The sequence below is a fragment of the Rhodococcus sp. DN22 genome (assembly GCF_036669995.1).
Taxonomy (GTDB): Bacteria; Actinomycetota; Actinomycetes; order Mycobacteriales; family Mycobacteriaceae; genus Rhodococcus_F; species Rhodococcus_F erythropolis.
Map to the genome: position 1 here is coordinate 59,996 of NZ_CP133327.1, position 24,243 is coordinate 84,238.

20 protein-coding genes and 1 pseudogene are annotated in these 24,243 nt (G+C 61.5%); 17 read left to right on the forward strand and 4 right to left on the reverse strand.

Annotated elements, in window-relative coordinates:
• Positions 1-143 precede the first annotated feature (143 nt).
• From RA302_RS30330 to RA302_RS30360, 7 genes are all read left to right on the forward strand, one after another.
• Positions 144-1,016 (forward strand): hypothetical protein, encoded by an 873-nt coding sequence (locus RA302_RS30330; protein WP_075835601.1) that lies wholly within the window; start codon positions 144-146, stop codon positions 1,014-1,016.
• Entirely contained in the window at positions 1,013-1,630 is a 618-nt protein-coding gene (locus RA302_RS30335) for a hypothetical protein (RefSeq protein WP_047269183.1), read from the forward strand. Before RA302_RS30330 ends, RA302_RS30335 begins: the two co-directional genes overlap by 4 nt.
• Before the next feature lie 218 nt (positions 1,631-1,848).
• A complete protein-coding gene (locus tag RA302_RS30340; RefSeq protein WP_143542512.1) occupies positions 1,849-2,418 on the forward strand; it encodes a hypothetical protein in 570 nt (189 codons plus the stop codon).
• Between the two features lie 278 nt (positions 2,419-2,696).
• Entirely contained in the window at positions 2,697-3,140 is a 444-nt protein-coding gene (locus RA302_RS30345) for a DUF3846 domain-containing protein (RefSeq protein ID WP_141695865.1), read from the forward strand.
• A 253-nt stretch (positions 3,141-3,393) separates the two neighbouring features.
• The gene (locus RA302_RS30350) at positions 3,394-3,915 is read left to right on the forward strand and encodes a hypothetical protein (RefSeq protein WP_143542513.1); all 522 of its coding nucleotides are present in this window, start codon (positions 3,394-3,396) and stop codon (positions 3,913-3,915) included.
• 130 nt (positions 3,916-4,045) lie between these two features.
• Positions 4,046-5,251 carry a PIN domain-containing protein gene (locus RA302_RS30355; RefSeq protein WP_058228461.1) on the forward strand — a complete coding sequence of 402 codons (1,206 nt, stop codon included), beginning with the start codon at positions 4,046-4,048 and terminating at the stop codon, positions 5,249-5,251.
• Positions 5,252-5,471: 220 nt separating this feature from the next.
• On the forward strand, positions 5,472-5,858 hold the full coding sequence (locus RA302_RS30360) for a hypothetical protein (RefSeq protein WP_047269179.1): 387 nt from the start codon (positions 5,472-5,474) through the stop codon (positions 5,856-5,858).
• 119 nt (positions 5,859-5,977) lie between these two features.
• Here RA302_RS30360 and RA302_RS30365 read toward each other — a convergent pair whose 3' ends face one another.
• Complete coding sequence (locus RA302_RS30365) at positions 5,978-6,439, reverse strand: hypothetical protein (protein ID WP_058228460.1); 462 nt, start codon at positions 6,437-6,439, stop codon at positions 5,978-5,980.
• 231 nt (positions 6,440-6,670) lie between these two features.
• Here RA302_RS30365 and RA302_RS30370 point away from each other — a divergent pair, with 231 nt between their 5' ends.
• The 6 genes from RA302_RS30370 to RA302_RS30395 all read left to right on the forward strand — a co-directional run bounded on the left by RA302_RS30370 (position 6,671) and on the right by RA302_RS30395 (position 12,314).
• Complete coding sequence (locus RA302_RS30370; protein WP_064112228.1) at positions 6,671-7,357, forward strand: DUF2786 domain-containing protein; 687 nt, start codon at positions 6,671-6,673, stop codon at positions 7,355-7,357.
• 74 nt (positions 7,358-7,431) lie between these two features.
• Positions 7,432-7,707 carry a hypothetical protein gene (locus RA302_RS30375; RefSeq protein WP_125053106.1) on the forward strand — a complete coding sequence of 92 codons (276 nt, stop codon included), beginning with the start codon at positions 7,432-7,434 and terminating at the stop codon, positions 7,705-7,707.
• Between the two features lie 599 nt (positions 7,708-8,306).
• A complete protein-coding gene (nrdH, locus tag RA302_RS30380; protein WP_075835609.1) occupies positions 8,307-8,594 on the forward strand; it encodes a glutaredoxin-like protein NrdH in 288 nt (95 codons plus the stop codon).
• Between the two features lie 124 nt (positions 8,595-8,718).
• Entirely contained in the window at positions 8,719-9,798 is a 1,080-nt protein-coding gene (locus tag RA302_RS30385; protein ID WP_075835920.1) for a tyrosine-type recombinase/integrase, read from the forward strand.
• The gene (locus RA302_RS30390; protein WP_065353036.1) at positions 9,795-10,112 is read left to right on the forward strand and encodes a helix-turn-helix transcriptional regulator; all 318 of its coding nucleotides are present in this window, start codon (positions 9,795-9,797) and stop codon (positions 10,110-10,112) included. The genes RA302_RS30385 and RA302_RS30390 overlap by 4 nt, the downstream gene beginning before the upstream one ends.
• Before the next feature lie 1,011 nt (positions 10,113-11,123).
• A complete protein-coding gene (locus RA302_RS30395) occupies positions 11,124-12,314 on the forward strand; it encodes a hypothetical protein (protein WP_075835613.1) in 1,191 nt (396 codons plus the stop codon).
• Positions 12,315-12,405: 91 nt separating this feature from the next.
• Here RA302_RS30395 and RA302_RS30400 read toward each other — a convergent pair whose 3' ends face one another.
• From RA302_RS30400 to RA302_RS30410, 3 genes and pseudogenes are all read right to left on the reverse strand, one after another.
• Positions 12,406-12,600: a hypothetical protein gene (locus tag RA302_RS30400; RefSeq protein ID WP_075835615.1), complete on the reverse strand. Its 195-nt coding sequence runs from the start codon at positions 12,598-12,600 to the stop codon at positions 12,406-12,408.
• A gap of 35 nt (positions 12,601-12,635) precedes the next feature.
• On the reverse strand, positions 12,636-13,193 hold the full coding sequence (locus RA302_RS30405; RefSeq protein WP_223304382.1) for a DUF5067 domain-containing protein: 558 nt from the start codon (positions 13,191-13,193) through the stop codon (positions 12,636-12,638).
• A gap of 1,809 nt (positions 13,194-15,002) precedes the next feature.
• Positions 15,003-15,920, reverse strand: a pseudogene (locus RA302_RS30410) (ADP-ribosylglycohydrolase family protein); the annotation flags it as partial.
• Between the two features lie 60 nt (positions 15,921-15,980).
• On the opposite strand from RA302_RS30410, the gene RA302_RS30415 reads away from it, so the two are divergent.
• The 4 genes from RA302_RS30415 (at position 15,981) to RA302_RS30430 (ending at position 24,235) form a co-directional block, all read left to right on the forward strand.
• Complete coding sequence (locus tag RA302_RS30415) at positions 15,981-16,661, forward strand: NUDIX domain-containing protein (RefSeq protein ID WP_075835619.1); 681 nt, start codon at positions 15,981-15,983, stop codon at positions 16,659-16,661.
• Positions 16,662-17,426: 765 nt separating this feature from the next.
• Entirely contained in the window at positions 17,427-17,606 is a 180-nt protein-coding gene (locus tag RA302_RS30420) for a hypothetical protein (RefSeq protein ID WP_143542514.1), read from the forward strand.
• Between the two features lie 283 nt (positions 17,607-17,889).
• A complete protein-coding gene (locus tag RA302_RS30425) occupies positions 17,890-21,318 on the forward strand; it encodes a helicase-related protein (protein WP_075835924.1) in 3,429 nt (1,142 codons plus the stop codon).
• Between the two features lie 121 nt (positions 21,319-21,439).
• Positions 21,440-24,235, forward strand: coding sequence for a DUF1156 domain-containing protein (locus tag RA302_RS30430; protein ID WP_075835623.1), 2,796 nt, complete (start codon positions 21,440-21,442; stop codon positions 24,233-24,235).
• The last annotated feature ends 8 nt before the right edge of the window (positions 24,236-24,243 follow it).

Consider the following 24,243-nt stretch of genomic DNA (forward strand, 5'->3'; position numbering starts at 1 on the left):
GGAACGGAACGAAATCGGGGAACGGTTTTTCGGTTGGAACTGCTCCCGGTGCGGCGACGTGGTGGAGTACGAATGACGCCACAACGAACATCCGCAGGCCGAAGCCGAGCTGTCCGAAATCATTGGCAGTCAGGAGCATTGACATGACCACCAAAAATGCATCCACAAAGGCCGTTGCGCTCACCGCTGCAGAGGTGCAGCAGATGCTCCGCCGGCACTACAACCCGCCGAGCGCTCAACGACCCGGATTCATACTCGCGGCGGAGATCGCAGCCCCCGGATCGGATCGGCGGGCCGACCTGATCGCGGCGCCATTGACCCACTCGAATGGCGACCACATCATCGGGCACGAGATCAAAGTCAGCAGGCAGGACGTGATCTCAGAACTACGTAATCCGACCAAACACGACGACTGGGCCAAGCACTGCTCACAGTGGTGGCTCGTCATCTCCGACCCCGCCCTCATCGAAGGCCTGACGATTCCCGAATCCTGGGGCATCATGGCGCCACCTGTCCGGCGAGGTGGGGTGTCGATGGCAGTGCTGCGACCCGCACCGAAGTTGTCCCCGATCGACACTGGCGCCGCCTGGCGCAAACTCGCTCGCTGGCAGGCGTGGAAATCCTCGGAAGCCGAACGCGAGGCTGCCCGTTCAGTGAAGGAAGCGCAACGCACGCACGAGCGCGATCAGCGGGAGCTTGCTCGGGTGAAAGCCGTGGGTACCGGTGCCAGAGAGTTCGAGGCGGAGCGGATCCATCGGATACTGAATTTGGTCGACGAGCAGATCGTGGCGAAGCGATTGTGGTTATGGGCCCGCACAGAGGATCAGGAGTTGCTCGAGACGATCGCGGACGCGGTAGTTGACCACGTCGCTGTACGCAGCGCTGCCACCAATCTGAGGAGCAGCCTCGCGAACATCGTCGAAGAGCTGATCGACCCGAAATCTGGAGTGCGGCTGAGCCTGTCCAAAGCCGACGTTCTCGCCGCGCCGAAGGCAAAAAGGCAGGCCAGACCATGATCGCCGACAGCGACCGAGGCATTGCCCAGATGCTCTCCGATCCGGACCTCGTCGGCGACACCCTGCTGTTCGCGCTGTGCCTTCGTCACGTTCTCGATCGAGTGAGCGACGACGACGGCCTACGGGTGCGAGTGAAGACCTTGGACGGGCTCCTGCTCGAGGTCGGGGAACAAGCCACCGGCGACAACCCAGGAAAGGCGTTCTACTGGGCCCGGCGAGCTGTCGAACGGGATCTTCCCCGCTACGACCCGGAAAGTACACAGGGGCTTATGCGTTGCTGCGCTGAGATGGTCAGGAAAGGCGGGCAGTGCAGCAAGCCCGCTGTCACCGTCTGGATCGACCGAGAACCGGCTACCGGAGAATCTGTGTGGATCGGCTACTGCCGCCGACACCTCACGTCCGAGGTGGAGGCACTGCGCGATGAACGACAACGGCTGTGGAACGAACACGGGAAGCCGGTTCCGCCGCCCAACCGTGGCGGGGTGCTGACTCGCTATTTCACCTGTGATTGGGATGCGCTCTGGCAGCGCGTTTGTCCTGTCCGGGAGCCGTTGGATGGTGCGAAGGAGGCGACACCGCCGAAGCCGGCGCTGAGGGTCGTCCGGGGCGAGTGATACCTCCACGAATCGACGATGACCGATGAGTGCACACCGCCGCCGCCGCGTATTCCCCTGGGGTTTTGCATATTTGAGCTATGCAGAGAAAGAGGAACCAAATGGCTACAGGAAATCAGGACTCGGCCACAGACACTGTTGGTGCGCTCAATCGGTGGAACAGTGAGTTCGCTGTGGATCCGTTGGCGTGCCCTCGCGACGGGATTGAGTTGTCGGCCGTGAGTGCGGCCTCGCTGGTGTGGGTGTGCCCCGAATGCGAAATGCAACAAGCAGTCACGGAGGGGCAGATCGTTGAGGCGTTGGGCGCCATGGAGTTGCCGATACCGGGGAAGGGTTCAGTAGTACGAAACGGGCCCTGGCGTTTGAATCTTGGCGTACCGGCGCCCAGCGTGTTCGGTCGCCCACGTAAGAATCTCGATGCCTTCGGCTTGTCAGTTGGAGTCGTTACCGCTGTTGTACTGGCTCTGATTGTCTTTTCGATTGGCAAACTCGCTGTCGTCGACCGCGCGCTGATTGCCGCGGGTTGGGGTCTAAGTCTGGTGATTGGCGTTTTGGGCTACTACGCCACAGCTCGGCCCGTCGTCCACGGTCGATGGATTTTGACGAGTATCGACAGGGTGTTTCCGGGTATGTGGGTGGCACTGAATCCTCATGTCCTGAACGTGGGAGCCGTTGAGCAGGTCACCGGATCAACGACCACCGATCAGATAACGATCACGTACCGCGATGGGACCACGCTGACACGACCAAACGACTCTACGATCGGTGTCTTCATGCCAGATCGGTAGAGGTTGCGCAGGTCAACGTGTTGGATTCGAGATCCCGTACTGGGATTTCGGATCCAAGTGAAGACGCTGTCCGGCGAGCGTCGTTGTTGAGTGGATGAACTGCATCCTGTCCGGCCGAGCGCCCGGTTGGCCGCCGCGCCCCGTTGCTGGTCGAGAGCCTGCGGCGCCGCGAACGCCGGCGACGCTTCTCCAGATCGCCTGATTTTGTGGTGCCGCATCCCAAAGTGCCTCCACGCAAGCTGATTTCAGCAACCAACCGAACCGATCAGGAGATCACCGTGGACGCAATCAAGATCGACACCCAGTTCAACGTATCCCGAGTGGACCTCACCGCAGGTGGGCGCAGCATCGGTGACGGGCTGCGTGCGGAAATCGACTGCCGTGTATTCGACGTCGTCGGCCTTACAGGCGATGACGACACCAGCCTCGATATGTGGGTCGACGACGAGGGCATGTACAACAGCACTCCGAACCTCGCCGCTTCCGGGATTGCCCGTGAACTCAAAGAAGACGCGCAGGCGTACTACTTCGGTACGGCCTTGTTCGCGACGTCCAACGACGAAGGCGAGACCGTCGACCTCCGCCCGGAGCACGTGTCGAAGGTTCTCGGAAGTCTGGCGGAGGTAGCCGGGGTGCCCATGGCGGCCCGCGTGCAGTGGATCGCAACCAGGGCAGCGGCATTGGGGTTCACCGTCCCGGCGCCGGCCAGCGCGTCGGTCTGACCAACTAACTCAGCCCGCCTACCAGCCCACGGCCGGTGAGCGGGCTGAGTTGTGCGTGCGTCGCATGAGGCCGCCTGTCCGGCCCCTTCCACAGCCTCACCAGTGGAAACGTGCCCTCGCAAACCCGTCGGTGTTTGACGTACGTGCCACGCACCGGAGGCCGTCGATCTATGTTGATCCCATCGGAGAATGCACCGCACCAAAAATCTTGGAGGACGTTATGTACGCAATTCGGGTCGGCACAGATGCAAACGTGGACAAAGTCGACTTGACCGTAGGGCGGCAGACCGCCGAGGTCGGCCTACGCGTCGAGATCGGATGCCCTGCGGTCGACGTTGTCGCCCTCGCTGGCGACGAGAACACCAGCCTCGCGATGTGGACCGACAGTAGGGAAACCGCTGACGGGCAGCTGAACCCGCTCGCATCTGCAATCGTGCGTGTGTTGCGCCCCCAGCTCACCCGCTACTACTTCGGGCCGGTGGTGATCGGGACATCCAACGAGCACGGGCAGATCGTGGAGCTCAGCCCGGAGCACACGGAGATCCTTCTCAACGCACTGGCCAAGGCTAGTGGGGTTCCCCACTACGACCGCAAGGGCTGGGCCAGTCGCGCGGCGGCAGCACTCGAAATCGTCCACCCCAGTGCTGCACCCGTGGCTACTCCCGACCAGGCAGCTGAGCCAGCGCCCGTAGTCGCACCCGCTGGTGCGTCGGAACCAGCTGCACCCCTTCGCCAGCCCGTCTGCCAGAAGCACCCCCTCCGCGCGTCTGTGTGACACAACCACACCGATACAGACCAGCGATTCCTGATCGATCGCACGTGACCATCGGACCGTAGCGACCACGCGACCGCCCGCCATGACAGCCCGTCGAGGCGGGCGGTTCGCGTGTGGAAGAGTTGATTCCATGACTCCGACGTCGTCCACCATCTTCATTTTCGATACCAACATCGTCCTCGGGACGCCGCGACTGGACGATGTGGCCTGGAAGAAGATGTTCCTGGTCAGGGAGTTTGGGCCTTCATTCACGCTCGTGGTCCCGGAGGTGGTCGTTCGGGAGTTCGGCCGCCGCAGATTCGCGGCCGCTGAATCACTCCGTAAAGCCGGAATCAAGTCGTGGAGCACTGCCCTTCGAGATTTGGCAGCCGCGGGAGTGGAATTGCCGCCTGAAGTGCCGACTGTCCGCGAACTGCGTGACCGCCCGACAATCTCACGGGTGGATCACACTGCCGAGCTGAGGACCAATCTCGCCGACCACGGTGTGAAGATCGCACCGATCCCACCTGTTGACCACGATGTTTTGGTCGAGTGGTCCCTGAGCGCGCATCCACCATTCGACACCACCGACAAGGGATACCGTGACGCCCTGATCTGGGGGACAGTGAAGGCCATCGCCGTGGCGTCGCCGGCGCATAGCGAGATCGTGTTCATCACCAATGACAACGATTTTTGTGGGAGCGGAGATGACTCGGGGAAGCTGCACAAGAATCTGATCGCTGACCTGAAGGCGGCGACACCGAATGCGGTCGCCCTGGCGAAGACCATTCCCGAAGCCATGACTCTGACCAAGCTGGACTCCGTTCACGCAGAACTGTCCGAGGACGATCACGACCTTGAGCTGTATGACGACATCTCACAGCTGATAACGGCTGCGATCCCGGGCGCGTGCGACGACATACTGGGCATGGAACTACCCGACTATATCTCCGACGACTTCTTTCACGAGTCTGCCTTCAAACTGACAATTCCGGAACTCGAAGGTCCCGTCATCGTCACTGAAGTTGACCCACGTCTCGACACTGTGGGCATCGATGTGCACGAGAAATACGAAGGCGACACACAAATCGGCGAAGTTCGCTTCCTGGCTACTGTCACATGCAGCGGTCAGATCCATAAGGCTGACTTCGCGATCTCCGATGTTGATTGGGACGTGCAAGACGCAGACTTCAACAAGCACTACATGGAGGTAGCCACGTCGGTAGAAGTCGAATTGACGTTCCGATTCTTGGTGAACGGCAATGAGGTTGATTCGCTCGAATTCGACAGCGGAGTGCAGGTCACCTCCACCCCCAAGAAGAAGTGGGCGAGTTCTTCGCTGTTCTACGACAACTAGAACGCACCATTAGCATCAACGGGCCTGACACAAACAACCGACTGACGACAGGATTCCCGGTCGGTTGTGAGCTGTCCGAGCAGTGTTTGAAATACTCGACGTCCGCTTGGCAAGCCCCAGGTCCATCACCATAGCGTGACGGACAAAGGCTGCCGCACAACATAATTAGCTTCGGCATCGTGAAGGCGACCAAATCGCCGACCAGTGCAGAGGATCTTCAATGACGTTGACCGCTCTCCCCCACATGACTTGGACCGACTTCTCCCGCAACGTCTTACCTGGGCTGAAAGCGCTCCAGAAGACTGTGACTCCGCAATACGTACTCTGCCCGTACGACAGCATCGAACGGCGTACCCATCAGGTTGTCGTCGTCACCGACGCCGTCACCACACCCACCCTGGTGCGCGCTCCTCGGGCGCGATCGAACAGGAAGCCGATCGCCATCGCGCTACCAAGCCTCGACACCCTGACGTTGCCGTTGGCGCAGTCCGCCGTCAGAGTTCAAACGGACTACATCGTGCTTCGGCACCTGTTCACCAACGCCGTCATACGCAACACCTTCCCCGTGTCCGTTGAGCAGCCCACGGAGCCGATTGCAGCGGCCTGAGCGACCACGCCAGATCCAGACGTATCGCTTCGATCCGGCGGTATCGTTTCATCCACACATGGGAACGGCCGCAACACGATTAGGTGTGTTGCGGCCGTTCCCATGTGAGTCGGCTACAGCTACAGCCACAGGTATCCGCTCGACACCCAACTCGGAAGGCCACCCAGATACGCGCCGGCCCCGACACTGACCAGACTCAAACCCTGTCCGGCGGTGATGGTCGTGCTGGTCCGGCCGTTGGCTGCCAGCGTGGACTCAACGTGATTGAACGGCGCAATGCCGTTCTGCCACGACACGTTTACCGGCACCTCACACCCCGGGATCGAGCCGTAGGTGCCGTTCGGTGTGAGATTCACCGTTGTCTGATCAGGATGTCCCGGCACCACCTCGAAGTCGACGTGAATCGTGCCGAAGCACGGACCGGCAGGAACAGGAACGATGTCGGTGCCGGTGACCTGCAGAACAGCGGCCGGAGGGGCGGCGGACGCGGTGCCAGCCGCGATCGTGGCAACCCCGGCAGCGCAGATCGCGGCGGAGGCGGCAACAGCAGTCGCCCGGGCCAAACCTCGGCGAACAGTCATGGGAAGTCCTCTCATTCGATGACGAGTGAATCGAAGGGCCACCGTATCGAGCCCGGTTCCGGTGTATGCGGCCCGAAACAGGGGCGCCCGCAGTCGAGAGTCCTGTCCGCCGCATTCATGTCGTTGCTGCTGGTGATCGGCCGGTACCGAGGTTGCGGAGGTGCCGCAGTCGCCGTGGTCGTTCGCGAACGTAGTCGCAGAAGGTAACCGAACGGGACGAGGGAGGTCGCAATGAGCGACGACAGGATTGACCGGATTCGTAAGCTGCTCGCGCAGGCAGACAGCGTTGCAGGCACACCCGAAGCGGACGTCTTCAACCAGAAGGCGTTCGAGTTGATCGCCAAATACGGTGTCGACGAGGCCGAAGTGCGACGGGTAAGCGGTTCCGGCCCTGCCGAGATCATCGTCTACGAAATCGAGATCTCCGGCGCCTACAAGGTCGATCGCGGTCTCCTTTTCAACGCGCTTGCCGGGGCACTGCACTGCTCGTCCATTCGAGTGAGTAAGTCTGACCGCCGCAAGGTGTTCGGCACCGCCGCAAATATCGAGCGGCTCAAATTGCTGTTCGCGCTTCTCTCGGTGCAGATGAATGCCGGTGCAGCCAAGGTTAAGGGCGTCTCCGCGTCGTCGACGTCCAGGGCTCGTCGGTCATGGATGCTCGGATTCATTCACGCTGTATCCACCCGGCTCGAGGTCGCGGAGAAGGACGCCGCATACGACATCGTTGGCAGCGATCTGGTGCACGTCAACGACGCTGACCGTGCAGCCGCTGCGCTTCGGCTCGAGTATCCCAATATCCGGCAACTCAAGGTGCGGCGAAATGTGGACGGCCGCGCCCACGCGGACGGCGCCAACGCGGGAGGTCGCGCCGATATCGGCAACGCCCGAATGAGCTCGCGCCGAGCACTGACCCGCTAGCGCGCCACGTGCCGCGCACCCTGCCGAGCGGCGAGACAGTGGACATACCAACGGTTCCCGACCAGGAGGACATCATGTCAAGCATCAACCAGCGTGGAGACGCATTGAAGAACGTGCCGAACGCAGAGGATCGGCTGGCGGCGTTGGAGCAGTTCACCGTCTGCGGGCCGAACTATCGGCGACGGGTCGTCGACGAGTTGGGCCGTGCCCGCCGGATGTGGTGGGTCGAGTCGGCCGGTGCGTGTCTGGTCACCGCGGAGATCGCAGCTGGGTTGCGCCCCTCCAGCGATTACCAGGACCGGCACACCGAAGCCGTCTACAAGGCTTCACCAGGATCTGCCTCCGTCTGATCCGGTGGCGCGAGCGCCGGTGGGCGCAGGGGTGACTCGCCGCCCCCTGTGCCCACCGGATCCACCTCCGTCGCCGGCCGATTTCCGCGTCGGTCCTGTCCGGCGGTTCCGCCCACTGCTTTCCGGATTGAGCGGGTGTTCGTGTCTACACGATTCTCACGGCGGCCGCGGATACTTCAGGGTGCGCGGTCATCCTGATATCACTGTGGACTATTCACTGTCTGGACATGCTGTGAATGCAATACTATGCAGCATCTCTGAGCTGCTAATACATGCTAGTTTTTGTCCCCATTTTAAGAGTCCAAAAGACCCGCATCGCCGCTTCGCTGGTCGTGTCGACTTGGATGCAGACCACGGCGAACGCGCTGAGGTGGCCGAGGCTGGCAGCCAGATCTCGCCCAGCCCGACGAATCAAGGTCTGCCATGTAGGCAGAGATTCTCTTGAAAATTGTTGCCGTACAACCGTTGTAACTATCAGGCAGGTGAAACGGAAAGCTTTTATAGTCAAAACATCATGGTTGAATCTCGAAAGCTATTGCAGCACAATAGATTTCGATATACAATCGTGGCAAGATCGACTCACTTCCCAGGGGGATGACATGACAGTGACCGTGTACACCAAGCCCGCGTGCGTTCAGTGCAATGCCACCTACCGCGCTCTCGACAAGGCTGGAGTCGAATACTCCGTCGTCGACATCACCGAAGACGCTCGAGCCCGCGAGCACGTCATGAGCTTGGGGTATCTGCAAGCGCCGGTCGTCGTCGCCGGAGATGACCACTGGGCGGGGTTCCGGCCCGACCGAATCAAGAATCTGGTGAAATGGGATGTATTGCAGCAGATGCAACATAGCGTCAATTCGAAAGACCTGTCTGGACTGGCTGTTTGACGCCGCAGGGGAGTTGTAAGTCCTGGATTTACGGAACCGGACCGTGCGCTTCGAGTGGATGTAACAATGTTGCATCTGATACAACATTAATGTGGTGAACGAGGCGCCGGGATCGGCACATCTGATACTCGCGGGGAATGTCGTCCATCTCGATCCGGCACCGGCGATGTCGGAAGCGATGATCGAGGGCTGGACGCGACAACAACGCAGCCGATTCCTCAAAGACCAGACCATTGCAGCGCGGATTCGGATGATTCGACGATTCGGTGAGTTCACGAATCTGTATCCGTGGCAGTGGACTCCAGCAGAAGCTGAGGCATGGATCAGTGATCTGCGATCCGGCGACCGGGCGCTCGCGTTGTCCACGATCCGGAGCTACGAAATCACGGTCAGACTGTTCTGCGAGTACCTCACCGACCACCGATACGGCTGGATGCAGGTGTGCGCCGACAGGTTCGGGTCAACACCCCAGTTGGTGTTCCACGAGGGCAACTCCGTGCTGCACATTGGGGACTACGAAGGCAGTCCGCGTCGGCGTCCGCTGACGTACGACGAGATCCAAGCCTTGTTCGATGCCGCTGACGGACGAGCCGAGAAGATTCGGGAGAATGGCCGCAAAGGCGCCCTCGCGGCGATGCGCGATTCCGCGATGCTCAAGTTCTGCTACGCCTTCGGGCTACGCCGCTCGGAGGTGTGCAATATCGACCTGGTAGATCTTCGGCGCAATTCCCAAGCCCCGCAGTATGGTTCGTCGGGTTCGGTCGCGGTTCGATTCGGTAAGGCGTCGCGCGGCGGGCCGACGAAACGCCGGACTGTGCTCACTGTTCCCGAATTCGATTGGATCGTCGACGTCCTCGAGCACTATCTGGCCGAAATCCGACCAGCGTTTGCGCCCGGCGCGCATCCGGCATTGTGGGTGACCGAACGCGCAGGTCGCATCTCCCCGCGATCGGTCAACGCCGCGCTTACTGCTGCCCGTGACGACGCGAATCTCGACCCGATCCTGGACTTGCACTGCCTGCGACATTCCTACGTGACCCATCTGATCGAATTCGACTACCCGGTGCGCTTCGTCCAAGAACAGGTCGGGCACACGCATGCATCGACGACGTCGATCTACACCGGCGTCTCGAACGAGTACCGAAATCAACTGTTGACCCGCGCGATGCGAAACCGACACGGCGAACTGTGGAGCGAATCATGAACAAGAAAATGGGCTACGCCTGGCACTTGCGGCACAAGATGGCCGAACGCGACATCTTCCACACCTCGGACCTTGTCCCGTTACTCGCCGAACGCGGAATCGCGCTCTCCCGTGAGCAGGTCTACCGCCTGGTCACCTCACCTCCGCAACGATTGAGCATGGACACCCTGGTTGCGCTCTGCGACATACTCGAATGCACACCCAACGATCTCATCGAACCGAAAATCGTCAACGAAACGATCCGAAAAGCCGCAAGCGACCGCTCCGCGCCCACGCCGCTGCGACGCACCACGATTCGCCGGCCGCAGCACTGATCGATGCCACCACGAGGAACGCCGCCGAGCACACCACTCGACGAGATACGCGCACGGATGATCGCGGCGACCCAGTCCGTCGCGCCCGGAAAGATCACCGAAGATCATGCACGACAACTACTCCAGGACGCGGCGGCATGGCAACCCCGTGGGGTACGGACCCTGCACCGGTATCTGATGAGTCACCCCGGATGCTTGTCCTCACCGGATCCTCACGCCCCGATCACCGCTGTGCGCCTGGCGTACGGCTTGCACGCGGCCGGATGCCGCGTTGAACTTCCCGCGTGTGCGCGATGCGGTAAACGATGGCCCAGACTGATCCGCCTCGCTCCCGAAGGACGATGCTGCGAATGGTGCGTCACCAAAGCGAACACCGTGACCTGCGACCGCTGCGGCAAGGCCGGGCATCCGACTGCGGTGCGCCCGGACGGAACGATCTGCCGCACCTGTTATCAACACGAACCACAACGCACCGAGAAAAGCATCCGCTGCGGACGAGTCCGTGCCCCGTCCACGAGAGACGACTCGGGCGATCCGATGTGCGGGACCTGCGCACGCCCACAGCACATCTGCACGCAGTGCGGACGGACAGCGATCGCCAAGAAGTTCAGCGACACGGGGCCACTCTGTGCGCGCTGCTACGAGCCGCCGCGCCGGCCATGCGGACGATGCGGCCGCATCGTGGCGATCGCACATCGAAGCGGGGGAGAACACCCGGACCTGTGTAAACGGTGCCGACCCGAACGGACGCACCGCTGTGTAGTGTGCTCGCGAGTGCGATCCGCCAAGGCGATATGGCCGAAAGGGCCGGTGTGCCGGGCCTGCTACCGCCAGGCTCTCATTCACCCGGATCCGTGCGCCACGTGTTCACGCATCGGGGTCCTCACCGCAAATGACCTCACAGGCCGCGCGGTCTGCGGACCGTGCGCAGGCTCCTCGATCGACTATCGCTGCACGACGTGCGATCAGCCCGGCCTACAGCACTACGCCCGAACCTGCTTACGGTGCTCGGTGCGGCGCCGGGCAGCAACACTGCTGGCGGATGAACACGGATACATCTGCTCCCAGATACTGCCGTTCATCGTGTACCTCGCTGCCGAGGAGCGACGTCCCGACTCGACTCTGCGATGGCTCGACCACCCGAAAACCATTGCACTGCTGCAACACATCGCACGAGTAGAGCACCCGATCGTGCATGCCGACCTCGACGCCCACCCCCCGTCCACTGCGTTGCATTACCTTCGTGCGGTCCTCGTCCACGCTGATGTCCTCCCGCCTCGAATCGAGCCGTTGGGCCGACTCGAACAATGGCTCCACCATCTGACGGGAACGCTGACCGCAGAACACGCGGCGCTGATCCGGCCGTACGCACAATGGAGTGTGCTGCGCCGTGCTCGCCGCCGCGCCGTCCGCCGCAGCTACACCGACTCCAGCGCGCAAAGTGACCGAGCCATCATCTGGGGAGCAGTTCACCTACTGGAATGGCTCGATGAGAACGACCTCGCGATAGCCGATCTGAACCAGCACCAACTCGACCGCTGGACCTCCATCAACGGGCACCGAACCTATAGGATCACCGGTTTCGTCCTCTGGCTACGACAACGAGACATCATCGGTGACGCCGCCGTGTCGAGGAGGCAATCGGCATTCCCCACCGACGTCGCGGAAGCACACGAACACGCACGAAGAATCCGACGACTTCTCACCGACGCCACTATCGAACTGCCGCTGCGTGTCGCCGGACTTCTGGTGCTGCTGTACGGGATCCCTCTCATCCGAATCCTCGCACTCACCGCCAGCGCCGTCGAGCAACAAGATGATGAAACCAACATCGTCTTCGCTCGCAACCCGGTCAGGTTGCCACCGCCGGTCGCAACATTGGTCAACGAACTGGTAGAAACCGCCATCGCCCATCCTCTGGCTACAAAGACTGGTTCGCCGTTCTTGTTTCCCAGCCGCACCGTGCCCGGGACGGCTCGTCATGCCCGCCCGGTGGGGGTCGCGATGACCGACCTCGATATCCCGGTCAGGATCAGCCGCAACTCCGCTCTCCGTACTCTCACCGAAGATCTACCTGCACCGGTGGTCGCCGACCTGCTCGGGTTGCATATCCATTCCGTCAGTCGGTGGGCCGACTACGCTCGCCGCGACTGGGCGCACTACCTCGATGCCCGAAGCAACCCACGAATCAACGACAACTAGATGATCACTAGCAGCAACGTCGTTGGCGGGGCGATGTCAAGGGGACTCTTTCGTAGTCCCGTCAAGTCCGATAACCGCCCCATATATCGGGTCAAAGACTGCATTTTGCAGGCAACCCTGCGAGATTGCGGAACATCTCGTAGAAGAATCCGGTCGGTCCACCGGGCATGCACCAGTCCGCTTGAACAAGGCGAATCAGTACATTGCGAAGCACGTTCAGGTACAGCGCGTTCGCGTCGTAGAGCTTTCCGGGCTCATCAATAGTGAAGAGCTGCCAGGCAATCATCCTGGCAGCTCTTCCTCGTGCGGGTCTCTTGGTGCCTACTTGAGCTCGAAGGTCATCGATCCGATCTCGTCCTGAAGGATCGTGGAGGCAACCAACTTCACAGGGGTTGTCGTGTCGGACAGCTCGTATGCGACCGCGTTAGTGACAGTGCCGCCCTTCTTGATCTTGCTTGTCTGCGAATCGAGGAAAGCAGCGTCCGGCAGTGAACCGACACCAAGCTTGTTCTCAGCGTTGGGGTCGTTGTCCTGGTACGCGGCGAAGAGGAATATCCATGCCGTCATAGGATCCGTCTCCTTGCCGGAGACGTTCGTCGTGTCGTACCAGAATGCGATGACGGGCTCCTTGCCGTGCTCGTTGCCCTTCTCACCTACTGGAATCGTCTTCACGTCGGTGATCTTGATCGTGACGTCCTTCGTGGTGAGGACGTTGTCCTCGAACGACGCCTCGGCGGGAGCTGCGGCCGGCGCGTTGACGGCGGCTGTCGAGCCCGCCTGCGGTGCGGCAGTCGATCCTGCCGAGCTGCAGCCGACGAGACCGCTAACCGCGATGCCGACGGTCGCGATGGTGAGAGAGAGCTTGCTGATGTAGTGCATGTGGTGTCCTTTGGTCAATGTCGAGCAATGATCAGAAACCGAGCAGCGGTCCAAACCTCCTGTGCGACCCGACTCCTCGTCGGCCAGAAGGTTTCCGCTGTGTCGCCGAGTTCAGGAACCGACGGTGGTGCCTCGTGCGGCAGACTCGTCGATCGCTGCTGGAGTCCGGGTTGTGACTGATGCTCCGTCTGAGATCACCGCAGCCAGGTTGTCTATGTGCTCGGGGTCGGCCTCGGTCGGGAACATCCACTGGACGTCGCGACGGTCCGTGGCTATGCCGATGGTTGGGCGTACGCCCGCAACATGATTCGAACGTGGGCGCACGTACCTAACCTCATCCAGCGAATAGATCGAGCCGAGTTCGCCGCGCCGCAGAAGGGTTTTCGGGGTGGCGGTGACGATCCGGCGGTTAGTTACAGCCATGAAGGTGCTCGAAGTGAGTTTCTCGACCACTGCGCCAGCCTTGCCTGGAGCCAGTGCGTCCCAGGTGGCGTCAACTCGTTTGGCAAGGATTGCTGGTACGACTCCAGTGAGGTTGTGAGGTCCTGCCTCGTAGGGGAACGCGACGCTGCGAAGCGTCTCGCCGTCCTCGAGGAACCACCGAAGGACACGCAGGTACGGGTCAAGATCAAGGCCCTCGGGCGCGCATACGGTCTCTGGTACGGCAGGTATCTCGATTGCCGGATGGAGCTTGTTGGCCAGGGGTTCGATGGCGTCGAGGAGTTGCTTGCACGTAAGTTGGGATGCCTTCGTATCCTTGCGCTTTCGCGTGAGCGGAGCCGTAGCTCGGTCAGGGAGTTCGGCGATGATCCGCAACTCACGCACGAGTGATGCCGTGAGTTGCCTGATCTCGCGGAGAGACTCGTCGATCTCGGCGGGTAAGTCCCGCGCGATCAGGTCGGCGAGCTGCGCTTCGCTCTCGTTGTTGGTGCTTCGGGTTCGGGCGAGCGCAGCACGGATCGCCTGGTAATCGGCGTATGTCTTCAGGGAACTGAATAGCGCATGAGTGTCGAAGACGATCGCCTCGGCGTTGGATTCGAGGTAGTGGCGGAGCGCACGCCCGTCCAGTTTCCGGATTTCCTGAATGTGTCCGTCCACGTTCTTTCGGTATTGGTTCATCTCTTTGCGGATCAGTGGACCGCTGGGAGCGATGGGCTCCCAGACAGAGTCCGTGATGGTGTCGAGTTCGTGAGCCTCCTGGAGTGCCTCATCGACGGCCTCCGCGAGTCCCTCGAGTTTGGCCCACTGCTCGTTTCGGATGGTCTTGAGTGTCTGTGTGGTGAGCGCGATGTTGGTGCGGGCGAGACCCGAAATCTCGCCGAGCTGCATCTGGAGCGCGATCATGGCCACGGCCGGGCCGATCGCTGCGATGGCCGTTGCGGCCGTCATCGACACGGGGATAAAGCGTGCCTGTGCGACCACCTTGCCATTCTGGAGGATCGCTCCGAGTTTGGCGCCGTCTTTTCCGGCCATCTGCCCGCCGCCCTTCAGCAGAGACAACGTCGCATCGTTGACCCGAAATAGGCCCTGCACGCTTGATGCAGCCTCCGCAATGTTTCCAACTACCGTGCCCACGTTGCCGAGCGAGCACAGAGCAGTAAAGAGTTGCGTTCGGTCGAATGACGGCACCAGATCAAGGCTGATGAGTTCAAGGCCTTCGGGGACTTCACCGAACACCACTGCGACACCAGGTGTCACCTCGACAAGGGTTGTGGATGATGCGATCTCCAGAGCATCCGAGCTGTTCTGCCCCTCTTCATCAGGTCGCCTGTCAATGCCGTCGACATCGGCGCCGCCGTTGACGGTCTTGACGGCCAGGCGCACCAGATCGGTCGCGGTGTATCCGGGCCAGCCGTGCAGGATTCGGCGCCAGCGCGCCGGCACTGCGGATGAGCCCCACCGGGCACCGAGCAGGCCACCGGCGATCGCGGCGGTGGTGTCGGTGTCGCCGCCGGCGCGGACCGCGGCTTCGAGTGCGAGTTGGAGGTGGCGGGCGTCGCCGGCGTCGGTGGTGGTGATCGCCCACCAGGCAGTCTGCAGGGCGTGTACCACCCAGCCGTTGTTCGCGAAATCTTCGGGGGAGCCGTGTTCGGCCTGATCGAGCAGCGGTCCCCAGAACTCGGCGACGTCGGCCGGGGCGATGGACAGGTAGCCGCGGACCCCGTCGAAGGTGCCGTGCAGAACAGCGTGGCGGATCGCGTACGTCCACAGCTGGCAGGCCTGGACGGCGCGTTCGTCGTCGTGGGTGAGCGATGCGATTCGAGCGGCAGCGTCGATGCATTGCTCTGGATTGTCGAGGTAGGCGAGCGCTACGGGTGCGGTGCGCATCAGTGAGCCGTTTCCGCCTTTGCGTCCGGTAATTGCCTGGGCGCGGGCAGTCATGGCGTCGGCGCTGCCGGGACGCTGTGAGAGCACTGCGCGGGTCTGCTTGCCGATGCCCGCCGGGTTCGATTCGAACCACCGAACGAACTGTGCTGCAACGCCATCCAGACCGGCGCCGTGACCGATATCCGTGCCGGTGGCGGCGACTTCGGCAATGGCTATTGCCATGGCCGTGTCATCGGTCCATTCACCCGGTGCCCAATTCAACGACCCGCCGCCGGTCATCCCGATGGCAGTGTCCGCGCTCAGGTGGGCGAATTCGTAGCCGGCACCGAGTGCGTCACCGGCGGCGGTAGCAAGCAGAACTCCTGCTGCGCGATCGGACTGCTGTGTGTTCAGCTCCACTACGTCTCCTTTGATCAATTTTGCGCTAAGCATAGATCAGATTTGAGATAATATGCAAGAGTGAATGAATGGACAGACACGAAAGGCAAGACTCTTGAGGACTACGCGCGCCCCTCGGTGGCGGTGGATGTTGCAGTGTTGACGTACTCCGGCGGCGCACTACAGGTGTTGGTGGTCGAGCATCGCCGTCGGGGTTTGGCGTTGCCCGGAACTTTCTTGCACGAGGGCGAACTACTCACCGACGCAGCGGAACGGGCGCTGCGCACCAAAGCGGGCCTGGTCGGTACACAGTTTCACCAGCTGGCGATGTTCGATGATCTCGCCCGCGACGACCGGGGCTGGGTCCTATCGATGGCCCACACCGCCGTCGTGCCTGCCGCGGACCTTCCTGCCGACGCGATCCTGGTGATCGTGTCGGGTGGGACGGTGGATCAGGAGTTGGCGTTCGACCATGCCGATATGGTGCGGCTGGCGGTTGAGGACTTGCGAACGCGGTATGCGGCGCAGGTCGACCCCGCTGGTCTGCTGGGGGACTCGTTCACCGTGCTGGAACTGCGTCAACTCTACGAGGTGATCTTCGATCGTGAGTTACAGAAGGACGCGTTCCGGCGCCATGTCATCGAGGCGCTCGAGAGCACGGGGGAGATGTCGAACCCGGGTAACGGTCGGCCTGCTGAGATGTTCCGCAGGAAAGACGAGGGTCGACTGCCAGCGCAAGCGTCGGTGTTACTGACCGGGTAGCAGCATCCGTTGCCTCAGGTTCTCCAATCTTGAGTAGGCACTGCTGACCGGGACCTTTGGCGTGTCTGAGGCGGCAACGCCTGGGCTTCCTGCAATTTGAATGTTGCGACGCGATCAGACGACGACATCGCCGGAGCCTGCTTGGGTTGTGGGGTCTTCTCCACCTTGGTCGACGACCAGCCCGAAAAAATACCAGCCGGCTTGTCGACGGCAGGCGTCCGAGAACCGCCCTTATGTCAGCTCGAACGACCCATTAATTGTGAGACTGGACTAACTGTGTTTCGGCCATTTCCATAGATTTCCGACCGGGCCACGCCGGACGGTGAACGTAATCGCCCAGCGCAGGCTAGCTGCGCCCTTGAAATCTGATTCCAACCCGCAACCTAGGATTTAGTCATGGCAGTTCTACGTACTTGTGTCCGTTGCGGGGGAGTCTCCGACTGGGTCTTGGAACTGTGCCGGTCCTGCTATAAGTCCGCACGGAGGGAGTGGAACGCGACGCGTCCCGCTCGTCTGGCTGAGGCGAAGAAAATGGAAGAGGCGCTCGCCCTCGAACGTCGCAGATCTCAAAAACGTGCATCGAGGAACAACGATTCAGGCAGGGAGGCAAACGTTTCCCGGGACGCCCGAAAGACCAGTTCTCAGGGGCCAAGCGCGAATGTCGCTGTGCTGCGCAACGTCGTTCTTGCAGGACTCGGCGAAGCAGCCACTCGCGCATCAATCCGTGAAATGCGGCAGTGGATCCCCGGGATCGTGGATCGGTATATGAAGAATCTGCCGAGGTCGATTGCCGAAGCGCTGCGCGCGGAGTTGGCAAGCCAGGGGTTCGTGGGAAACGACGCAATGGTGAAGTTCGGCCAGGAGGTCGTCAGTGACATATCGAAGCAGCGTCAGAGCGCCTTCCGCGGAGTCTCACGTGGCGGACTCCCTGGGAACCGTCGGTAAAGATCGTTCTCGAGTAGTCGATTCCGTCGTCCTTCGCAGCTTGATTAAGTACAGAGTGGACACCCCTGGTCAATAGCAAAGGCGCATGTTGGGCGGTGCGGACCGGGCATCGCCGGCGTCGCCGACACAAATACCGCGCAAGCCGGATTGACTATTTCGTTGTCGACGTGTCGGTTCAGGGTGACACGATGAACCGATTGCTCGTTGACGAAAGGTGAGGTGCGTGGCAGATAGTTCTTCTGACGGTGTTCCGGCTCGTCTGGAGGACCTCCAGTCAGGTGTGATGTTGATCGGCGTTGCTTCGGAGCCGGTGACGATCGTGGCCGTGGATCGGTACGGCACCGAGGCAGTGACCGTGACCTTCAAAGACGCCTCGGGCGGCCTCGGACAGCAGGTGCTGTACCGGCTCGACGAGGAGCGCCTGCGGATCGCGACCCCCCAAGCGCGGTGGGGTTTCGACGCCGACCCTGCCGACTTCCGGGTTGCCACCGAGGCCCTGCGGATCCGGATGGCCGGTCTGCACGATCCGATGGTCGCCGTCGCATCGAGCGCTGTGGATCCGTTGCCGCATCAGATCCGAGCGGTCTACGGGGAACTGCTGCCACGAACACCTCTGCGGTTTGTCCTGGCCGATGATCCCGGCGCAGGAAAGACCGTGATGGCCGGGCTGTATGCGAAAGAGCTGATGCTCCGCGGAGACCTGTCCCGAATGCTGATCGTCGCACCCGGCTCACTGGTCGAGCAATGGCAGGACGAGCTTGCGACGAAGTTCGGAATCGCGGCCGAGTTGCTGTCTCGGGAGTTGATCGCTTCCTGCGTGGATACCAATCCGTTCGACCGGCACCCGATCCTGATTGCCCGGATGGATCAACTCGCCCGCAACGATGACCTACTCGTGTTGCTCGACTCGAGCGAATGGGATCTTATCGTCGTCGACGAGGCGCACCGGATGTCGGCGAGTTGGTGGGGCGGACAGCTCGACACGACCCGCCGCTACCAACTCGGTCAAAAGCTCGGTGAGATCACCCGCCATCTCCTGCTGATGACCGCCACCCCACACTCGGGCAACGAAGCCAGCTTTCAGGCTTTCATGGCCTTGGTGGACCCGGACAGGTTCGAGGGCGAATACCGGGAAGGGGCGCACACAACCGACACTTCCGGGTTGATGCGGCGGGTGGTCAAGGAAGAACTGCTCACTTTCGAAGGCAAACCGTTGTTCCCCGAGCGGATCGCCGAAACCGTTCCTTACACCCTCTCCGACGGGGAACAGCACCTCTACGAAGAAGTGACGCGGTATGTGCGGGAAGAAATGAACAAGGCCGGCCAACTCGGCAACGACAACCCCCGGGCCCGCACAGTCGGATTCGCCCTCACCGTGCTCCAGCGTCGCCTTGCGTCCTCGACTCATGCGATCGTGCGATCACTGCAGCGACGCCGCGACCGACTCGAGAGCAAACGTCGTGACATGCTCACCCCGCAACCGCGGCTGCTCGATGACACCACACTCGGGGCCAGGCTCGCCGACCCCGACGAACTCGACTCCCACGAACTCGAGGACCTCGAGGAACAGGTCGTCGATGCGGCGACTGCTGCCCGCACTGTTGCCGAACTCGACGTCGAAATCGCCCAACTTCAGAAACTCGTCGCACTCGCAGAGCAGGTTCGCGACTCCGGTGAGGACCGGAAATGGGCGGAACTGCGATCTCTGCTCTTGGACGCAGACCTGTTGCGCGACCCACAAGGCGCACCGCGGAAGCTGATCGTGTTCACCGAACACAAGGACACCCTCTTCTACCTGACCGAGCAGATCCGCAACATCCTCGGCCGGCCCGACGCGGTGGTGACCATCCATGGCGGTACCCGCCGTGAGGAGCGCCGCGGTATCCGTGAGCAGTTCACCCACAACCCCACCACCCAGGTTCTTGTCGCCACCGACGCTGCCGGTGAAGGCTTGAACTTGCAGGCTGCGCACCTGATGATCAACTACGACCTGCCGTGGAACCCGAACCGTATCGAGCAACGCTTCGGCCGCATTCACCGCATCGGGCAAAAGCACACCTGTCGACTGTGGAACCTCGTCGCCGCAGGCACCCGCGAGGGCCAGGTATTCACCCGACTCCTCGAGAAAATGGAAACCCAGCGCCGCGCCTACGGTGGACGACTCTTCGATGTCCTCGGAGACGCGTTCGCCGACCAGCCGCTACGCGGGTTGTTGATGGATGCCGTCCGCTACGGCGACGACCCCGCCCAGCTCGACAAACTCAACCAGATCATCGACGCCGAGGTCGCCCGCGGACTCTCCGACCTCCTCGACGAGCGTGCCCTCGCCCGCGAGAGCCTCGACCCGCACGAGCTCGAACGGTTACGCCGCGAGATGGACGAGGCCCGCGCCCGCAAACTCCAGCCGCACTATATTGCCGCGTTCTTCAAAGATGCCTTTGCCCGCGCCGGCGGCCGTCTCACCCGCCGCGAAGCCGGACGATTCGAGATCACCAACGTCCCGGCCGCACTACGTGCCCGGCAGCGACCCGGGGCAGCCTTGCCAATAGCCTCGCGATATCACCGGGTCACGTTCGACACCGCCAACATCGACGCAGACGGAGGGACGAGAGCCGAGTTCCTCGCCCCCGGACATCCTCTGCTCGACACAGTCCTCGATGCCACCATCGAGACTCACCGTCATGCCCTCGAATCGGGCACAGTCCTGTTCGATCCCACAGACCCTGGTGAGCAGCCGCGTCTGATCGTCGCAGTGACCGGGGAAATCATCGACGGCACAGGTCAAGTGGTCTCCAAACGCTTCGAATTCATCGCACTGACCCCAGACGGTCAAGCAACCAGCTGTGGGCCGGCGCCATACCTGGACCTGCACCCGCTGCCCGATACCGCCCGCACCGCCGCGGACAGTGTGCTTGCGCAGGCGTGGCTCGCCGGCGGGGTTGATCGGCTCGCCGAATCGTGGGCAATCGCCCACGCCCAACCCCAGCACTTGGACGAAGTCCGGTCCCGGGTACTGCCACTGGTGGAAAAGACCCGCACCGCGGTGCACAAACGACTCACGCAACAGGTCAACTACCTCGACAGTGAAGCTGCACGTATCCGCGATAGTAACTCCTCAGCCCAGCGCGGTCGTCCGACGAAGAACAAGCAGAACCCCGAGCGCCTCGAAGCCCGAGCCCGTGACCTCGAGGCACGCCTGGATGCCCGAACCACCGAGCTCGACCGGCACGCCCGGCTCGCGGCGAAACCACCCCGCGTCGAAGGAGCTGCCCTGATCATTCCGGCAGGGATGCTGCCGGGCCCGGTAGCTACATACGCCCGGGATACTGCCCGTGTCGAACGCCGCGCGGTCGACGCGATCCTCGCGGCAGAACGCGCACTCGGCAGGGTCCCCGAGGAGATGCCACACAACAACAAGGGCTACGATATCCGCTCCCTCGATGCGGACGGCCGCTACGTGTTTATCGAGGTCAAAGGGCGCGTCGAAGGTGCGGAAGATTTCACTGTCACATTCAACGAAGTCCTCTACGGCAAGAACGTCCCCGATCAGCACCGCCTTGCCCTCGTGGCCGTCAGCGATCAAGGGCCGGACCACGATCAACTCCGATACGTGCACGAGCCGTTCCGTCGTATCGACATGGGCGACCTCGCCGCCACCGAGGTGCGCCTCGATTGGGCCAAGACTTGGGCGAAAGGAACCTCACCCTCCTAAGGGGATAACTTCAATTCAAACTCTCTGACCAGGACCGACCCGGGAGATGGCCGGATCGCCCGCTAATGTTCACACCACACTTGCCGCGTCAGCGGCGACTCCGTAGACAAGGATCCGCCCCGTGCCCGCCGAACCCTCCACCCCCGTGCTTCGTCGTAAGTTGATCGAGGTGGCCATACCTCTGGAAACGATCAATAAGGAGTCGGCGCGGGAAAAGTCCATCCGCCACGGGCACCCCTCAACGTTGCACCTATGGTGGGCTCGGCGCCCCTTGGCGGCTGCCCGCGCAGTGCTGTTTGCGCAGCTGGTGGACGATCCCTCCTCCCACCCCGATCGTTTTCCTACCGAAGAGTCTATAAATAAGGAACGCAAGCGCTTGCATGAGATGATCGAACGTCTCGTGCTATGGGAGAACTCGAATGACGAACGTCTGTTCGCAGAGGCACACCAGGAGATCCTGAATTCCACCGATGGCAACCCGCCGCCTATTCTCGACCCATTCGCCGGGGGTGGTTCCATCCCGATGGAGGCGCAGCGTCTGGGGCTCGAGGCCCATGCCTCGGACCTGAACCCGGTGGCTGTGTTGATCAACAAAGCCCTGATCGAAATTCCCCCGAAGTTCGCCGGCCGCCCGCCTGTGTTCCCCGGCACGGCAGACTCGCAGATCAACAACTGGCCTCGCGCAACCGGGCTTGCCGAGGATGTCCGCCGCTACGGACAGTGGATCAGCGACGAAGCCGAGAAACGAATCGGTCACCTGTACCCGAAGGCAAAGCTGGACAACGGTAATGAGACATCCGACGCAAAGGTGATTGCTTGGGTCTGGGCGCGCACGGTGACCTGTCCGAACCCGGCCTGCGGAATTACTATGCCGCTGGTGCGGTCGTGGTGGCTGGGAAAGAAGAAGAATAAGGAGGCGTACGTCGTCCCATCCGTAGTGGACGGGAAGGTCGAGTTTTCCATCGGAGGCGACGCTAAAACCGCTCCGACCAAGGAGAACGACGGTACCATCGGGCGCACCGGGGCGACCTGTATTGGATGCGGGTCGGCGGTGGAATTGAACTACATCCGCGCTGAAGGACGAGCAGGGCGCATCGGCTCACAGCTGATGGCAACGGTCGCAGAGGGCAAGCGAATGCGGATCTACCTGGAGCCAACGTCAGAACACGAAGCGGCGACGAAATTGTCGCGCCCTGTGGATTCGCCTGACGGCGAAATTGCGACGAATCCCCGATGGTTCTCAACACCCGCCTTTGGAATGACAGAATTCGCAGACCTGTTCACCGCACGCCAACTCACCGCACTCACCACCTTTAGTGACCTGGTCCCCGAAGCCCGCGAGCGGGTGCTCGCGGATTCGCTGGCCATGGGCATGGATGAGGGCATTCGGCTTGAAGCTGGAGGCACTGGCGCGGCAGCGTATGCCGACACCATCGCCACATATCTAGGACTAGCACTGGATAGAGCAGCAATGTCGGGCAATAGTCATTGTCGATGGAATCCGACAGGCGAAAAGATCCAGCATATTTTCGGGCGCCAAGCAATCCCAATGTTGTGGGACTTTGGCGAAACCAATATTTTTGGGACAGCTACCGGAAGTTGGAAGAGCTGCTTGGAAATGAACGCGAACGGATTAAGTCAACTCTCAACCACGAGAATGGCAGTGGCGCTGCAGCAGGACGCACGATCAGTTCATCTAGATGGCATGCTGCTCTCAACGGATCCGCCATACTACGATAATGTTGGATATTCCGATCTATCCGACTTTTTCTACGTGTGGCTGCGCCGATCCCTGCGCGCGATTCATCCGAAGCTGCTAAGTACTTTATTGGTTCCCAAAAATGACGAACTCGTCGCCAACCCGTACCGCCACAACGGAAAGGAAGGAGCACATAATTTCTTTGAGAACGGCTTTCGGGAGGTGTTTCGTCGCGCCCGAAAATCCGCGTTGCCAGGATTCCCAATCACCGTCTTTTACGCATTCAAGCAATCCGAAACGACCGCAGATGGCGAAGCATCAACTGGATGGGAAACTGTACTAGAAGGGATGATCCAGTCGGGATGGACGATAACCGCGACATGGCCAGTGCGCAGCGAGATGGGCAGCCGGATGGTTTCCCAGGGCACTAATGCCCTCGCTTCCTCGATCGTTTTGGCCCTGCGTCCGCGCCCAGACGATGCACCCTCCATCGATCGCCGCGGCTTTATCAACGCTCTCAAGGAAGAACTCCCGGCCAAACTTAAGGAACTCCAGCAGGGAGCGATCGCCCCTGTTGATCTTCCCCAGGCTGCGATCGGTCCCGGCATGGGGGTTTTCTCCCGCTATTCCGGCGTGCTCACCGATGACGGTAGCAAGATGACTGTCCGTGCAGCATTATCCCGGATCAACGAGATCCTCGATGAGGTGCTGGCCGAGCAGGAAGGAGACTTCGACGTCGATACCCGTTTCGGGATCGCTTGGTTCCGTCAGCACGGCTTCGACGCCGGATCCTTCGGTGATGCAGACAATCTCGCGCGCGCCCGCAACGCATCGCTTGATCATCTCGAGCGTGCCGGCATCCTGACCAAACCTGCCGGCAAGGTCACACTGCTCTCTCCCGAAGCGTTGGACGCGATGTACGCGGAGAAGGAGTACGATCCCTCGACCGATCAGCACATCAGCGCGTGGGAAGTGGTGATGCACCTGTCCCGTCTGCTTACAGCAAAAGGCGTGCCCGCCGCCGCGCAAATACTCGCGGACGTCCCGGCGTCGATCGACCGCGACCTCTGCAAGGAGCTGGCGTTCCTACTGTTCGCGATCGCCGAGGACCGCAAGCAAACCAAGCTCGCCGTTGATTTCAACGCCCTCGGCACTGCTTGGAATGACATTGTGGCCGAATCGCGTAACGCGGCAACCCAACTCACGTTCGACGCATAGGGGATCGA

Bases quoted from the DNA above. Each gene is read 5' to 3' on its own strand.
- RA302_RS30330 (WP_075835601.1), top strand. From the start codon at position 144: ATGACCACCAAAAATGCATCCACAAAGGCCGTTGCGCTCACCGCTGCA.
- RA302_RS30365 (WP_058228460.1), bottom strand. From the start codon at position 6,439: ATGACTGTTCGCCGAGGTTTGGCCCGGGCGACTGCTGTTGCCGCCTCC.
- nrdH (WP_075835609.1), top strand. From the start codon at position 8,307: ATGACAGTGACCGTGTACACCAAGCCCGCGTGCGTTCAGTGCAATGCC.
- RA302_RS30400 (WP_075835615.1), bottom strand. From the start codon at position 12,600: ATGATTGCCTGGCAGCTCTTCACTATTGATGAGCCCGGAAAGCTCTAC.
- RA302_RS30425 (WP_075835924.1), top strand. From the start codon at position 17,890: ATGTTGATCGGCGTTGCTTCGGAGCCGGTGACGATCGTGGCCGTGGAT.
- RA302_RS30360 (WP_047269179.1), top strand. From the start codon at position 5,472: ATGACGTTGACCGCTCTCCCCCACATGACTTGGACCGACTTCTCCCGC.
- RA302_RS30420 (WP_143542514.1), top strand. From the start codon at position 17,427: ATGAAGAATCTGCCGAGGTCGATTGCCGAAGCGCTGCGCGCGGAGTTG.
- RA302_RS30405 (WP_223304382.1), bottom strand. From the start codon at position 13,193: ATGCACTACATCAGCAAGCTCTCTCTCACCATCGCGACCGTCGGCATC.
- RA302_RS30370 (WP_064112228.1), top strand. From the start codon at position 6,671: ATGAGCGACGACAGGATTGACCGGATTCGTAAGCTGCTCGCGCAGGCA.
- RA302_RS30375 (WP_125053106.1), top strand. From the start codon at position 7,432: ATGTCAAGCATCAACCAGCGTGGAGACGCATTGAAGAACGTGCCGAAC.
- RA302_RS30355 (WP_058228461.1), top strand. From the start codon at position 4,046: ATGACTCCGACGTCGTCCACCATCTTCATTTTCGATACCAACATCGTC.
- RA302_RS30335 (WP_047269183.1), top strand. From the start codon at position 1,013: ATGATCGCCGACAGCGACCGAGGCATTGCCCAGATGCTCTCCGATCCG.
- RA302_RS30390 (WP_065353036.1), top strand. From the start codon at position 9,795: ATGAACAAGAAAATGGGCTACGCCTGGCACTTGCGGCACAAGATGGCC.